This window comes from Brevundimonas sp. (assembly GCF_016463485.1).
In the GTDB taxonomy this organism is placed as follows: domain Bacteria; phylum Pseudomonadota; class Alphaproteobacteria; order Caulobacterales; family Caulobacteraceae; genus Brevundimonas.
On sequence record NZ_JAEMRD010000006.1, the window covers coordinates 18,645 to 30,977 of the forward strand.

Sequence of the window (12,333 nt, forward strand, 5' to 3'; positions counted from 1 at the left end):
CAGTCTGCGATCTGAAGAACCACCCGTCTGCGATGGCCGGCATCGCCGTCCCGCCAACCCCTACGGATCGGTCCTGGTTGCGCCGCAGCAGGCGCAGCCCCCGATCTCCACCCCGCCCGGCGGCGCAGCCGAAGTTGAGGCCGACGGCGCGGGAGGCTGCGCATGACCGGCGTCCCATACTCCGACCTCAAGACCTATTTCACCGAGGCACGCCGCTGGGATCAGGACAGGCTCGCCACAGCGATCCGATCCAGACGCCTCGCCTGGACCGTAGCCGGCGTAGCCTCCGGCCTCGCGGCGGCCTCTGTCGTCGCGGTCATTCTCCTGACGCCCCTTAAGACAACAGAACCCTTTGTCGTGCGGGTGGACCGCTCGACGGGGGCGGTGGATGTGGTTCGGGGACTGTCTTCTACAGAAGGGCCCGCGACCTACGATGAGGCGGTCAGCAAATACTTCCTCGGCCAATACGTCCGCGCCCGGGAAGGCTATCTGGATCCTGCGGCCGAAGAGAGCTTCGCCCTCGTGTCGATCCTGTCGAACGGCTCCGAGCAGAGGCGTTGGGCGGAGGCGTATCGGGGCTCCAATCCCCAGAGCCCGCAGAACCTCTACGGTTCCGACGCGGAAGCGGTCGTCTCGATCCGGGCGATCGGCTTCATCAATGAAGGCGTCGCCAACGTCAGATTCCACCGCACCGTTCGGATGGCCCAGCAGGTCACCGAGAGCGACTGGATCGCCACGATCGCCTTTACCTACACCCGCGCGCCGATGTCGGAGCCGGATCGCCTGCGCAATCCGCTGGGCTTTCAGGTCACCTCCTATCGCGCCGATCCGGAGGTCGTCCGATGAAAACATTTCTGCTCGCAGCCGGCGCGGCGCTCGCCCTGGCGCTCGCTCACCCCGTGTTCGCCCAGTCCGGACCCGACCCGCGCATGATCGAAGTCGATTACGCGCCGGGTGCGGTCTATCGGCTTTCCGGCGCCTACCGCACCGCGACCCAGATCGTCTTCGGCGCCGACGAGGTCATTCGCCACGTCGCGGTGGGCGATAGCGTCAGCTGGGAAATCGCCGCCGAAGGCTCGGTTCTGTTTCTGAAGCCACGCGAACGGCTGCAGGCGACCAACCTGCTGGTGGTCACGGACCGCCGCGGCCTGTCGCGTCATTACGCTTTTGAACTGGCGGCCCGCGATCCCGGTGACCGGTCTGCGATCGCCTACCAGATGCGTTTTCGCTATCCGGCGGACGTGCAGGCGGCAGCGGTCGCCTCACTTCAAATCGCCGCCGAGGCGATCGAGAGCCGTCTCGTCGATCTGGCGCTCGAACAGGGCGCTGTCGAGGGGCCTCGTAATCTCGCCTACAGCGTCCAGGGCGCGACAGAGCTCCAGCCCAGCGAGGTCAGCGACAACGGCCGCTTCACCGTCCTCAGGTTTCCCGCGTCCCAGCCCATCCCGGCGATCTTCTCTGTCTCGGCAGAGGGCGAGGAGAGCCTCGTGCCCTTTGACGTCAGGGGTGAGTTCGTCGTCATCCACGCCGTGAGCCCGGGCCTTCGGCTGCGTAGGGGACGCGCCGTTCTGTGCATCTTTAACGAAGCCTTCGATCCGCGTGGCGTTTCCACCGGGTCCGGGACGTCGTCGCCACATGTCGAACGCAGTCTGTCGGACGGAGCACACCCATGATCCCGCAAGAGCCTCAACCCGACGCCCCTGAACCCGATGCGGCGACGAGAGAGGTCCCCCGGCCCACAGCTCCCGCTGCGGATCGCGGCATCTCGCCGATTGCCGGACGGTTCGGCTCACGCAATTCCAAACTCGTCACGCTCGCGGCCCTTGGCCTCGGCTGCGGCGCGTTTCTCTTCGCGACCTGGGATCGTGGCGATCGAGACCCGGACGGGACCGCAGCCGCAAGCGAGCCCGCCCGACAGGTCGTGCCCTTCGAGCCTGCCCGGCGCGAAACCGCGCCGCCGCTCCTGACCGATCCGGCGCAGATGCCCGGAGCACCGACGCTATCCGCAGATGAAGAGCAACTACCCGCACTCGAAGGCTCAACCACTCCGACATCGGCAGGCCCCTCACCAGCCGACCGCCGGCGCGCCCTGGCGGAGAATGCGCAGCGCGCGCCGGTTCTCGCCTACAGCCGCCCCGGGGGAAGCCCCGGTGCTCCGGCGTCGGCGTCTCCGACGAGCCTAACGCAGGCCCCGCCCGCGCCTTCCGGGGGGCAGGTCCGCCCTCTCGATGCCCTTCGGCAATCCTCAGCGATCGGCGAGGCCCGCGCCGGGGTCCTGGCCGATCGGAACCTGCTTCTGACCGCCGGAGCCAGCCTGCCCTGCGTACTTCAGACAGCGATGGACAGCGCGACACCGGGCTACGTCAGCTGCATTCTTCCGCGTGACATCTATTCCGAAAGCGGGACGGTCATCCTGATGGAACGGGGCACCCGCGTGCTCGGCGAGTATCAGGGCGGTCTGCAGCAAGGGCGGACACGACTGTTCATCCTGTGGACCCGGGCCGTCACGCCGGAGGGCGTCACAATCGCCCTCGCCTCCCCGGCCTCGGATGCTCTGGGCCGTGCCGGGTTCGATGGCCGGATAGACAGCCATTTCTGGGACCGGTTCGGCGGAGCGCTGCTCCTGTCTCTGGTCGACGACGGTCTCTATGCCGCAGTCGGCCAGGACGATGCGGCCCGAAGCACCGCGCGGGTTCCCTCCGACGCCGCCGGCGTCGCCCTTCAGAGTTCCGTCGGCATCCCTGCGACGCTCCGCAAGGCGCAGGGTTCGGAAGTCTCCATCTTCGTGGCTCAGGACCTCAACTTCTCCGGCGTCTATCGGCTGAGCGCGCGGCGATGAACGACACCGCCGTCCTCGACCACTACCTCGCACCGCTGAAGGCCTTGCTCGCGCCGGACGATGTTACGGAACTCGTCGTCAACCGGCCGGGAGAGGTCGGGATCGAGCAGGGAGGTCAGTGGCGATGGCACGAGGAACCGATCCTCACCGAAGCCTGGCTGAGAACGCTCGCTGTCGCTGCGGCCGCCTTCACCAAACAGGATGTCAGCGACGCACACCCGATCTGCTCGACCGCCCTGCCCGGCGACGAGCGGTGCCAGATCGTCCTGCCCCCCGCCGCACCGCCCGGAACCGTCTCGCTGACCATCCGAAAACCATCCCGCCGTCATATCGGCTTGGAAGACTTCGCGGCCACGGGTCTGTTCGACGGCGTCCTGACGGATGACGCGGCCGCCGCCGATCCCATCGATGCCGAACTCACTGCCTTGAAGGCCGCCGGCGACTGGCCCGCCTTCTTCCGTCTGGCGGTCGTCTCCCGGCGCAACATCCTGATCTCGGGCGCGACGGGTTCCGGCAAGACCACATTCGCCAAGGGACTCGTCAAGATCATTCCCGAACACGAGCGTCTGCTGACGATCGAGGATACCCGCGAGTTCGTCGTGCCCCACCGCAACGTCGTCCACCTGACGTATTCCAAGGAAGGCCAGGGTCTGGCGCAGGTGACCGCCAAGAGCCTGCTCGAGAGCGCCTTGCGGATGCGGCCGGATCGGATCCTTCTGCAGGAACTCCGCGACGGAACGGCCTTCTTCTATCTTCGCAACGTCAACTCGGGCCATCCCGGCTCGATCACGACGGTCCACGCCGATTCCGCCGCCCTCGCCTTCGAACAGCTGACCTTGCTGGTCCGAGAATCCGAAGGGGGGCGCGATCTGCCGCGCGACGACATCCGGGCCCTGTTGCACCTGCTCATCGACGTGGTTGTGCAGATGAAGAAGGTCGACGGCCGCTTTCGATTGACGGAGGTCTGGCATGACCCGGCTCGAAAACGCCGGCCCGGCCGCTAAGGCCGCCCTGATTGGGACCGGGATCTCCTGTCTCCTGGCCCTGGGCGCGATCGGCACGGTCCTGATCGCGCTGGCCGGGGTAAACCGCCTCTCCCCCGACATCGACTTGGTCCGGGTCCCGGCCTGGCTCTGGTACTATCGCCATGACCCGGACCTTCAGCGCTGGCTCCGCATCGGCATCCTGATCAGCGGCCTTGCGATCATCCTTATCGCCACAGCCGTCGCGCTCAATCAGAGGCGCGCCTTGCACGGCGCAGCGCGATGGGCGTCGCGTTCGGATCAGAAGGCGGCCGGCCTGCGGGCGCGCGAAGGGATCCTTCTCGGACAGACCGGCGGCGACTTTCTGATCTCTGGCGGCTCCGACCATGTGATGCTCTATGCCCCGACGCGCACCGGCAAGGGCGTGGGCGTCGTCATTCCCAACCTGCTGACCTGGCCCGGCTCGGTCGTCGTGCTGGACATCAAGCGCGAAAATTACGAGGCGACGGCGGGGTTCAGGGCCGCAGCCGGACAGCAGGTGTTGCTCTTCGATCCCTTGGCGCTCGACGGCCGAACGACGCGGTTCAATCCCCTCGGCCACATTGACCGGTCGCAAACCATCGCCGTCCTCGATGAGCTGCAGCGGATGAGCGTCATGCTCTTTCCGGGACACGATCACGCGGACCCATTCTGGTCGGAAGCCGCTCGCACCGGCTTCATCGGGGTCGGCGCCTATGTCGCCGAAACACCGGCCCTCGCCTTCTCCATCGGTGAGATCTTCCGCCAGCTGACGCGGGGCGATGCGCGAAGCCGCTTTCCGGAGATTATCAAGATCAGAGGCCAAACCGACGCCCCCCTGTCGGCCGGCTGCAGGTCCGCGCTGGAGGATTTTTGTGGCTCCAGCGAAAACACCTTCGCCTCGATCCGGCAGACCATCACCAGCCGGATGGGGCTGTGGCTCAACCCCACCGTCGACGCCGCCACGACGGCCAGTGATTTCGATCTCAGGGACCTGCGTCAGGGGCGCATCTCGCTCTATCTCGGCGCCTCCCCCGACAATATGGTCAGGGTCGCCCCGCTCTACAGTCTCCTGTTTCAGCAGTTGGTCGATCTCAACAGCCGAAGGCTCGTCGGTCCTGAAGACAAGCCGGTGCTCGTTCTCCTGGACGAGTTCGCCCGTCTCGGCCGCGCGCCCGTTCTGGCGCATGCCTTCTCCTATCTCGCCGGCTATGGCTTTCGGCTCCTTCCCGTCATCCAGAGCCCTTCGCAACTTCGCGGCCTGTACGGCCCCGAGGTTGCTGACGAGATCATGACCAACTGCGGGATCGAAGTCGTCTTCGCTCCCAAGGAACTGAAGATCGCTCAGGAGCTCAGTGAACGGCTTGGATATTCGACGGTCGTCTCCAAGAGCCGCAGCCGGCCGATGGGTCTCGGCTCCGGCCGCCGTAGCACGACGGCGTCGGATCAACGCCGCGCCCTGATGCTTCCGCAGGAGCTGATGCAGATGCCGACCCGCACACTCATCGTGCTCAAGGCGGGCGTCGCGCCGGTGCGCGCCTCGAAGATCGTCTTCTACCGCGATAGGCGCTTCAGCCGGCGGCAACAGCCAGCGCCCGTGCAGCCCGCCGTTGTAGCGGCCACCGTGGCCGACCTCGCCATCGACGCCGCTCCGAACCCCGACGCGTCGCCACTCTCCAGGGAGATTTCTGACATGGATTACGACGCCATCGTCCAAAGCTTTTCCGCCCAAGGCTGCCCTCCACCCGAGATCGGCGCGTCAGAAGACGCGGTCGCGGAGTGGCTCGATCGTATGGTCGATGCGGTGGCGGCCTCTGAGCGGGATTTCGGAGCAGACAGATGAAAGCGCCCAGGTCGATGTCGACAGACCCCGCCCCTCAGAACACTGTCTCGCCGTCCCCCCAAGCCAGAACCGCCTCACGCTCCACGACCAAGGGGGAAGTTCCGGCGTCCCTGCTGGATCGGTATCTGATCGAACGCGACCGCCAGGGACGGCCCGAACGCTTCTATCGGGACCATCGTGCTACAGACCCAATGTTCCGCGATGAAGGCAAACGGCTGGTCACGAGCCAGGCCTACCCCGATACTGTCGCCGACATGCTCAGGATTGCGCAGCACAGGGGCTGGACCCAAGTCCGGGTTTCCGGAGATGAGGCCTTCCGCAGAGAAGCCTGGATACAGGCCAAAACCATCGGCATGGACGTCAAAGGCTATCAGCCGCGGGACCGTGACAGGCAGTCCGCGGGAGAGCGTTTCTCGCCTGACCGACCCGACCAGCCCGCTGCTCCATCGAAACCGTCACCGGAGCAGCGCCTGAAAGACGCCGCTGTCGTAGTTCGCCGCCTGGTGACCGATCCGGCAGCCCAGGCCCGTCTGATCGAGCGGGTCTACGACCGCGCCATGGAAGTGATCCCAGGCCTGTCGCACCATCCACGAGAGAGCCGCAGCCAACCGGAACGAGGTAATCGGGGTCGAGATTAGAGCGTACCTGAGCCCTCGCTCAAGTTAGGCTTTGGATTGGCTGATTTTGACTCATAGCCGCGCTTGGTGATGTCCGCTTCCGAGCCCAGCCCACGTTTCTATGGCTCGGCTGAAATCGACCTATCGCAGTTGAAACTGGAGGCGAGCTTAGCTGCATCAAGGTCTTCGGCGCGCCCTGCAAATCGTGGGTAACGAGGGTAACGGCAGAGTGGCATGGACCTGCCCGGCTTGTTGGCTATTTCGATCTTCTGAGCGACCAAGGTCTCCGGCGTGGCTACGTCCATGACCCACTGGTCGAGGGCCAGCAGTAGATCAGTCTGGTCAGGGCCCGCGCCGCCACCACAGTGGTTTACGCCCGGCGCGACGTAGAACCGCGTTCCAGCTTCGGCGCGGGCTGTACCAACAGCGGCCTCCATCGTCGTCATGTAGCTGATCGTTGAGTTGACACTCACTGCGGCGTCCGATCCGCCCTGCCACACGATCAGCTTTCCGCCACCGTCAATGAAGGCGCGGATGTCCGGGTCAGTCGCGTCGTTGAGCGCAGCCATTTCGTCCAGCGCTTCGGGGTTACGGTCCCAAGGCGCGTAGGCGAGCGAGTCGGCGGTCAAATCCTTCGCCAGATAATACTGGACCGTGCTGTCCTGCATGACGAAGTAGCCGCTCTGGCGTACGTCGCCGTTTCCGGTGACCCAAAGCCCGAAACCGGCCGGATCGTCCTCGTTGCCAGAAAGCGGATATCCCCTGCTGGCGTAAACCCCTCTGGCGCCGTGGAAGACGACATCGGCCGTCCATGATCTCACCACGGCGAGCTGCGGGTCTGACAAGCAGATGTCTCCAGCGTCCCCGCCATCGGCGCAGCGCAAGGCCGCAAGACCGATGACCTCGGGCGTGCAGGCGGCGCGATTGGAAACCACACCGTCCACGAGACCGTCGAGACCATCGCAGGCGTTGCGCACATGCCGCGCCAGCAGAGCCGCCTTGGCCGGGCCGAAGGCGGCGCCCGGTTCGGCGGCCGCCCGGGCCGTCGTATGGAACGCGCCCATAAAGCCGACCCAGTTGAAGGCGGGTGCCCGGGCAATCACGCCGTCGAAGAGGTCCGGGTTGCGTTGGACCGCCATCAGGGCCTCGCGGCCTCCGGTAGAGCAGCCTTCGAAATAGGATCGGGACGGGGGCGCGCCGTAGGCGGTGGAGATGATCTGAAGGGTGGTCGTCATGACCGTCGGGACCGCCTCGCTGCCGAACAGACGGGCAGCGTGCGGGTCGCCGTCTACGAAGGCGGCTGACATTCCGGTCGGGTCCTGGTGACCGGAGTCGCTGACCACCTGGGCGTAGCCCTGCACGAGAGGCGCGACGACCAGTTCCGGCATGACCCCGTTGTAGCCACCGCCACCGCCGTAATAGAGCTTGCCGTTCCAGCTCTGGGGCAGCCGGATTTCAAAATTCAGTTTCGGCGCAATCGTACCGCTGACCTTGCAGTAGGTCGGAGCCGCCTCGGTTGCGGCCACCAAAGTTGTCACGAGGGTCGATCCGCCGATCTCACGGCCCGACAGGGCGTCGCAGGCTGCCGTCGCCGTAGTGGAAAGGTGCGCGACCGGGTCGCTTCCTGCTACTCCCGCCGCGTGGGCGGAGGTGGCGAGAAGCGAGCTGACAGCCGCGACCGCGAATGGAAGGCCGAGGGTGCTGCTCATTTGCACGTCCCTAGAAACGGGTCTTCAGCGTGACAAACGCCGACCGGGGCTGAGTGGGCATGACCACCGGGAACCCGAAATACTGGTAGGTGTCGAAGGCGTCGTCGTCCGTCAGATTGACTGCGGACAGCTCCACCGTGACCCGCCCGAAGTCGTAGGCGGCCTGGGCGTCCACGGTGGTGTAGCCCGGCACCCAGACGGAGTTCGGCAGGGTGTCCTGACGGGCTCCGAAGGTGGTGACGCCTGCACCGAACGACAGCCCGGCGGCGGCGCCGTCCAGCACGCGATAGCGCGCGGCGATCCGCCCGCTGTTCTTCGGAATACGGGGCAGCGCATCACCGACCGGCAGGGCGTTATCCCGCGTCACTTCAGCGTCCGTGTAAGCGTAGTTAGCCAGCAGCGAGAAGGCGGGCGTCGGCTCCCAGATGAAATCGGCCTCCAGACCACGCGCCCGTTGGGTTCCGGTCTGGACAGACAAGAGCGGATTGCTCGGGTCCGGCGTGGCGACGTTATCGCGGGTCTGCTCGAAGACAGCGACCGTGCCGGACAGACCCAGACGGGTCATGGCCAGCTTCACGCCGCCCTCAACGTTTTCAGAGGTTTCGGGCTCGGGTGTCTCCAAGCCGATGAAGCCGAACGGCGCGCGGAACGCCGTAGCATAGCCCGCATAGAGGGCGATGCCGGGCGCGACCTCGAACGTCGCCCCGATCCGGGGAGACAGGTGGTTGTAGCTCTCGTCCGTGCCCTGTTCGGCTTCCTTGAAGTTGAGGTGGGTCAGGCGCAGCGAGCCGGTCAGGTGAAGCCGACCGTAGCTGACCTGATCCTGCACATAGATCGCCGACGTCTGATAGCGATCCGTCTGCGCCATGCCCATCGGCTCCAGTGGACCGAAGGGCAGGGTGTAGGTCGGGTTCGCAAGGTCGATCTCGCCGACCGGAATACCGGTGAAGGCCATGCCGGAATAGAATTTGGTGTGGTCGTAGCTGACCCCGACGAGAATCCGGTGATCGCCGCCGAAGGCGTTCGCCGCGATCTGCAGGTTCGCGTCAAGCGCGCCCTCCCTGGTTGTGGTGAACATGTTCATCGGCAGGATGAGATAGACAGTCGGCGTGGCGGGATCGGGGGCGTACATCGCCGGGAAGACGAAGCTGCCAGCCTCAACCACCTCGCTGTCGTAGTAGCGCCCGGTGACCGTCAGCTTGACGTTATCGCTGAAGGCGTGACGCAGAGTGACGGTCTCAAGATGGTTTTCCATGCGCGTGTGGGGTTGGCCCACTGGCGCGCCCGGGAAGGCGTTACGGTCGATTTCGCCCGCGAGGGCCTGTTCCGCCGGAAGGCCGGAGTATTCCAGCTGACTGTTGCGATTGATCTGGGCCTGGAACAGCAGCTCCGTGTCCGGGCCGAGCTGGACGGACAGGCTGGGCTTGATGGTCCAGCGTTCGCCCTCGACCTGATCAATCCAGCTCTCGCTGCTCTGGTACTCCGCCGAGATCCGCGCAGCCACGCCTTCAGCCAGAGGTATGTTCACGCTGCCAAAGGGGTTCCAGGTCGAGAAGCTGCCCGCGCGAACGCCGAAATAGCCGCCGAAGGTGTCTTCCGGCCGCTCGGTCACGATGTTGATCAGGCCACCGAGGGGCGAGCCCAGACCGCCGCCGTACAGGGCCGAGCTCGGTCCCTTGAGCACCTCGATCCGTTCGATGCCGACCAGACCGGCAGGATCAAACGCCTGCTGGTTGCCGCCGAAGATAGGCAGGCCATCAACATAAACCTCACCGGGGAAGCCGCGCAACAGGGGCGGGGTAAACAGCACCTCCTGCGGCTGGGTGGCCGTCACGCCGGAGACGTTCACCAGCGCGTCGGACAGGTGGCGAACGCCCTGTTCTTCCAGCAGGCTGCTGGTGAGGACCTGCACCGACTGAGGGACCTGGATCAGCGGCGTGTCGGTGCGGGTGGCCGAAGTGCTGTCAGGCGAGGCGTAGCGTTGCCGGGCGCCCGTAACGACCACCTCGCCGATCCAGCTGGGCGCGGTCTGGACGGCAGGTTCAGTCTGGGCGAAGGCGGGGGCCGCGCAAGCGGCGAGAAGCAGCGCCAGGGGCGCAGCGGAGGTCTTGAGACGCATGGGAGAATGATCCTGATCGGAAAGACGTAAGCCGCCGGGCAGGCGGCGTTCGGACGTGTTCGATCAGGCGGCGGGCGGCGCCGTCGGAGGGGGGAGTCTTCTCGTCCAGGGGCTCGGCTCAGCGTCTTGCGCCACCCGGAGAGGATGCGTCTTCGGGGCATGAATGACCGGCGCTTGAACTACATCACCCAGTTCGGGCGGGGGCAACATCGGCGTAGCGGTCCCCGCCAACACACACAGCGGACACTTCATGGCATCCAGCGGCGCGGGCTCGTCCGGGGTCGGGCGACCGTCCGCGTCCAAGGCGACCACCATCCGGTCACCCGAACACAGCATCACCGTCGTGGCCGAGCCTACCGCCAACGCCGTGGACGGCAGCAGCGACCCGAGCATGATCGCGAAGATCGCGGCGAGGAACGCCAGCGACCGCGTCAGCGACCATTGCTCACATGAAGAAGACTGCACGGCTTCGCCTTAACGGGATGCCTGATGATTGGGAAGTGTCGGGACCTTCAACGTCGGCTTTGTCGCGCCTTGCCGAAGTCTGCTCCTGGCGCGATCCAGACTTCGACGATAGCTGACCCGTTCCCCTCAGCTCTGCCAAGTGGATTCCCACAGCGAAAAACACCCGGTCACGCTCCGCCGAGCGTTCACCGGCGCCGGATCGGCTCGCGGTCCTTCGCCGTCGCCTTGCCGGCCCGGCCCTCGATCTCCCTGGCTAACACCTCCTGTCGCGTCTCGACCGGCGGCATGGTTTTGACGAAGGTCTCGAGGGTCTTGGCCAGGCGCTGATCGTCTGCCTCCGGGGAGCGCGAGAGTGCGACAGCCTGGGCGACAAAATACTTCCGCACCGCAGACTGCCGCTCGCGGATCGCTTCAGTCCATGGCTGCCGGCGCGGCTGCTCGAGCGCCGCCTTCACCACACCGATCTCGACCTTCGCAGGAGCCCCCTGCCCCTTGTCGAAACGATCCCGCATTCTCCGGACAGCTCCAACTTCCGCCTTGCGAACCACACCCCGCGCGCGCCTCGGTGTCGCCTCTGCTTCCACACCTCGATCACGAAGGACAGCCGCGAAAATCTGGCGCCACTGCTCCAAATCCGCCTTGCGTGGATTCAGCTTGCGGCCGTCATGGCCCAGGGTGCGCACCGTCAGATGAACGTGCGGATGCCGCTCGTCGGTATGGAAGGCGAACACATAGGGATGGGTCTCGCCGAAGGTTCGGGTTGCGAACGCACGGGACGCGTCGTGCATCCGGAACGGGTCGGTTCCAGGCGGCATGCTGAGCACGATCGAGAGACTGACGGACGCATCCTTGCGTCGCCGAGGATCGGCCTCCAACTCCGCCATCCAGTCGGCCGCAAGGCTTCTCACCGTCTCGCGGGTCTCGAGCCGTTCCCCGTCGGGTCCCTCAAGCGGCAGTGCGGAGTTGCGGGAGATATAGGCGAGGTGGGCAGCGAGATGTCCCCCATCCTTAGTTCGCCCTGTGATCTTGACCATCACCTCCGGGACGCGGCGCGCGATCCGGTCCAGTCGGGCGCGCGGAGCCATGTCCGCCCGCGACCTCGACGCCACGGTCGCGCGATCGGTGATGCGTGCGCGTTTCGGCCGGACCGGCGAACGGATGGCGTCCTCGAATCCTCGGACCTGGATGAAATCGGTCATCAGCGGTCGGACCAGTAATCGAGATTGCCGCGAAACGCTTCCTGGAGCCCGGACAAATGACCCCGGATTTCGGCGGCGAAGGCATCCAATTGAGCCAGTTCAAGCTCGAGGACCTTGCCTTCGAGAACAGCTGTGTTCAGCGCCCGGGCGATCTGATTGACATTGACCCCGATGCGCCGGAGCTCGCGCTGGATGCCGATGAAGGCCAAGGCGTCGGATGGCGTCAGCTGGGGTCGATCATAAAGTCGACGGCGGATCAGAGCGACCGCCCACTGTGTGCGAGACAGGCCCGCATCCGCTGCAGCTGCCTCCAGCAAGCCAAGGTCGTCGACGCCCAACCTCAAGGTCAGCTTGGCGCTGAACGGGCTCACAGAGGCCGTCTCGGCCGTAGGAAGACTGGCCTGTGCAGCGCCTTCGATCAGCCGACGCAGCAGCCGCGACCGACCGCCCTGTACGGCCGCCGCAGCGTCGAAACGGCGGGCCAGGTCGGGCGAGAGGCGAACGGTGAGGCGGTCCATGAGGGCGGTCGCTTGTCTGACAA

Annotated in this window: 11 protein-coding genes; 6 read left to right on the forward strand and 5 right to left on the reverse strand. The window is 65.8% G+C overall.

Annotated elements, in window-relative coordinates; all coding sequences use genetic code 11:
* Positions 1-162: 162 nt before the first annotated feature.
* From JHC99_RS02200 to JHC99_RS02225, 6 genes are all read left to right on the forward strand, one after another.
* Complete coding sequence (locus tag JHC99_RS02200; protein WP_292151832.1) at positions 163-846, forward strand: virB8 family protein; 684 nt, start codon at positions 163-165, stop codon at positions 844-846.
* The gene (locus tag JHC99_RS02205; RefSeq protein ID WP_292151833.1) at positions 843-1,673 is read left to right on the forward strand and encodes a TrbG/VirB9 family P-type conjugative transfer protein; all 831 of its coding nucleotides are present in this window, start codon (positions 843-845) and stop codon (positions 1,671-1,673) included. The genes JHC99_RS02200 and JHC99_RS02205 overlap by 4 nt, the downstream gene beginning before the upstream one ends.
* 308 nt (positions 1,674-1,981) lie before the next feature.
* Positions 1,982-2,839: a type IV secretion system protein VirB10 gene (virB10, locus tag JHC99_RS02210; protein ID WP_292151865.1), complete on the forward strand. Its 858-nt coding sequence runs from the start codon at positions 1,982-1,984 to the stop codon at positions 2,837-2,839.
* Positions 2,836-3,843, forward strand: a complete 1,008-nt coding sequence (gene virB11 / locus JHC99_RS02215) for a P-type DNA transfer ATPase VirB11 (RefSeq protein WP_292151834.1) — start codon at positions 2,836-2,838, stop codon at positions 3,841-3,843. The genes virB10 and virB11 overlap by 4 nt, the downstream gene beginning before the upstream one ends.
* Positions 3,809-5,683, forward strand: coding sequence for a type IV secretory system conjugative DNA transfer family protein (locus JHC99_RS02220; RefSeq protein ID WP_292151835.1), 1,875 nt, complete (start codon positions 3,809-3,811; stop codon positions 5,681-5,683). Before virB11 ends, JHC99_RS02220 begins: the two co-directional genes overlap by 35 nt.
* Before the next feature lie 14 nt (positions 5,684-5,697).
* On the forward strand, positions 5,698-6,321 hold the full coding sequence (locus JHC99_RS02225; RefSeq protein ID WP_292151866.1) for an LPD7 domain-containing protein: 624 nt from the start codon (positions 5,698-5,700) through the stop codon (positions 6,319-6,321).
* Between the two features lie 98 nt (positions 6,322-6,419).
* Here JHC99_RS02225 and JHC99_RS02230 read toward each other — a convergent pair whose 3' ends face one another.
* The 5 genes from JHC99_RS02230 to mobC all read right to left on the reverse strand — a co-directional run bounded on the left by JHC99_RS02230 (position 6,420) and on the right by mobC (position 12,310).
* Positions 6,420-8,009: a tannase/feruloyl esterase family alpha/beta hydrolase gene (locus JHC99_RS02230; RefSeq protein ID WP_292151836.1), complete on the reverse strand. Its 1,590-nt coding sequence runs from the start codon at positions 8,007-8,009 to the stop codon at positions 6,420-6,422.
* A 10-nt stretch (positions 8,010-8,019) separates the two neighbouring features.
* Entirely contained in the window at positions 8,020-10,128 is a 2,109-nt protein-coding gene (locus tag JHC99_RS02235) for a TonB-dependent receptor (protein WP_292151837.1), read from the reverse strand.
* Between the two features lie 63 nt (positions 10,129-10,191).
* A complete protein-coding gene (locus tag JHC99_RS18720; protein ID WP_366927701.1) occupies positions 10,192-10,593 on the reverse strand; it encodes a DUF2946 family protein in 402 nt (133 codons plus the stop codon).
* A 185-nt stretch (positions 10,594-10,778) separates the two neighbouring features.
* Complete coding sequence (locus JHC99_RS02240) at positions 10,779-11,792, reverse strand: relaxase/mobilization nuclease domain-containing protein (RefSeq protein WP_292151838.1); 1,014 nt, start codon at positions 11,790-11,792, stop codon at positions 10,779-10,781.
* Positions 11,792-12,310 (reverse strand): plasmid mobilization relaxosome protein MobC, encoded by a 519-nt coding sequence (mobC, locus tag JHC99_RS02245; RefSeq protein ID WP_292151839.1) that lies wholly within the window; start codon positions 12,308-12,310, stop codon positions 11,792-11,794. Before mobC ends, JHC99_RS02240 begins: the two co-directional genes overlap by 1 nt.
* Between the last annotated feature and the right edge of the window lie 23 nt (positions 12,311-12,333).

Coding starts and splice junctions, on each gene's coding strand:
- JHC99_RS02200 (WP_292151832.1), top strand. CDS start 163: ATGACCGGCGTCCCATACTCCGACCTCAAGACCTATTTCACCGAGGCA.
- JHC99_RS02205 (WP_292151833.1), top strand. CDS start 843: ATGAAAACATTTCTGCTCGCAGCCGGCGCGGCGCTCGCCCTGGCGCTC.
- virB10 (WP_292151865.1), top strand. CDS start 1,982: ATGCCCGGAGCACCGACGCTATCCGCAGATGAAGAGCAACTACCCGCA.
- virB11 (WP_292151834.1), top strand. CDS start 2,836: ATGAACGACACCGCCGTCCTCGACCACTACCTCGCACCGCTGAAGGCC.
- JHC99_RS02220 (WP_292151835.1), top strand. CDS start 3,809: ATGACCCGGCTCGAAAACGCCGGCCCGGCCGCTAAGGCCGCCCTGATT.
- JHC99_RS02225 (WP_292151866.1), top strand. CDS start 5,698: ATGTCGACAGACCCCGCCCCTCAGAACACTGTCTCGCCGTCCCCCCAA.
- JHC99_RS02230 (WP_292151836.1), bottom strand. CDS start 8,009: ATGAGCAGCACCCTCGGCCTTCCATTCGCGGTCGCGGCTGTCAGCTCG.
- JHC99_RS02235 (WP_292151837.1), bottom strand. CDS start 10,128: ATGCGTCTCAAGACCTCCGCTGCGCCCCTGGCGCTGCTTCTCGCCGCT.
- JHC99_RS02240 (WP_292151838.1), bottom strand. CDS start 11,792: ATGACCGATTTCATCCAGGTCCGAGGATTCGAGGACGCCATCCGTTCG.
- mobC (WP_292151839.1), bottom strand. CDS start 12,310: ATGGACCGCCTCACCGTTCGCCTCTCGCCCGACCTGGCCCGCCGTTTC.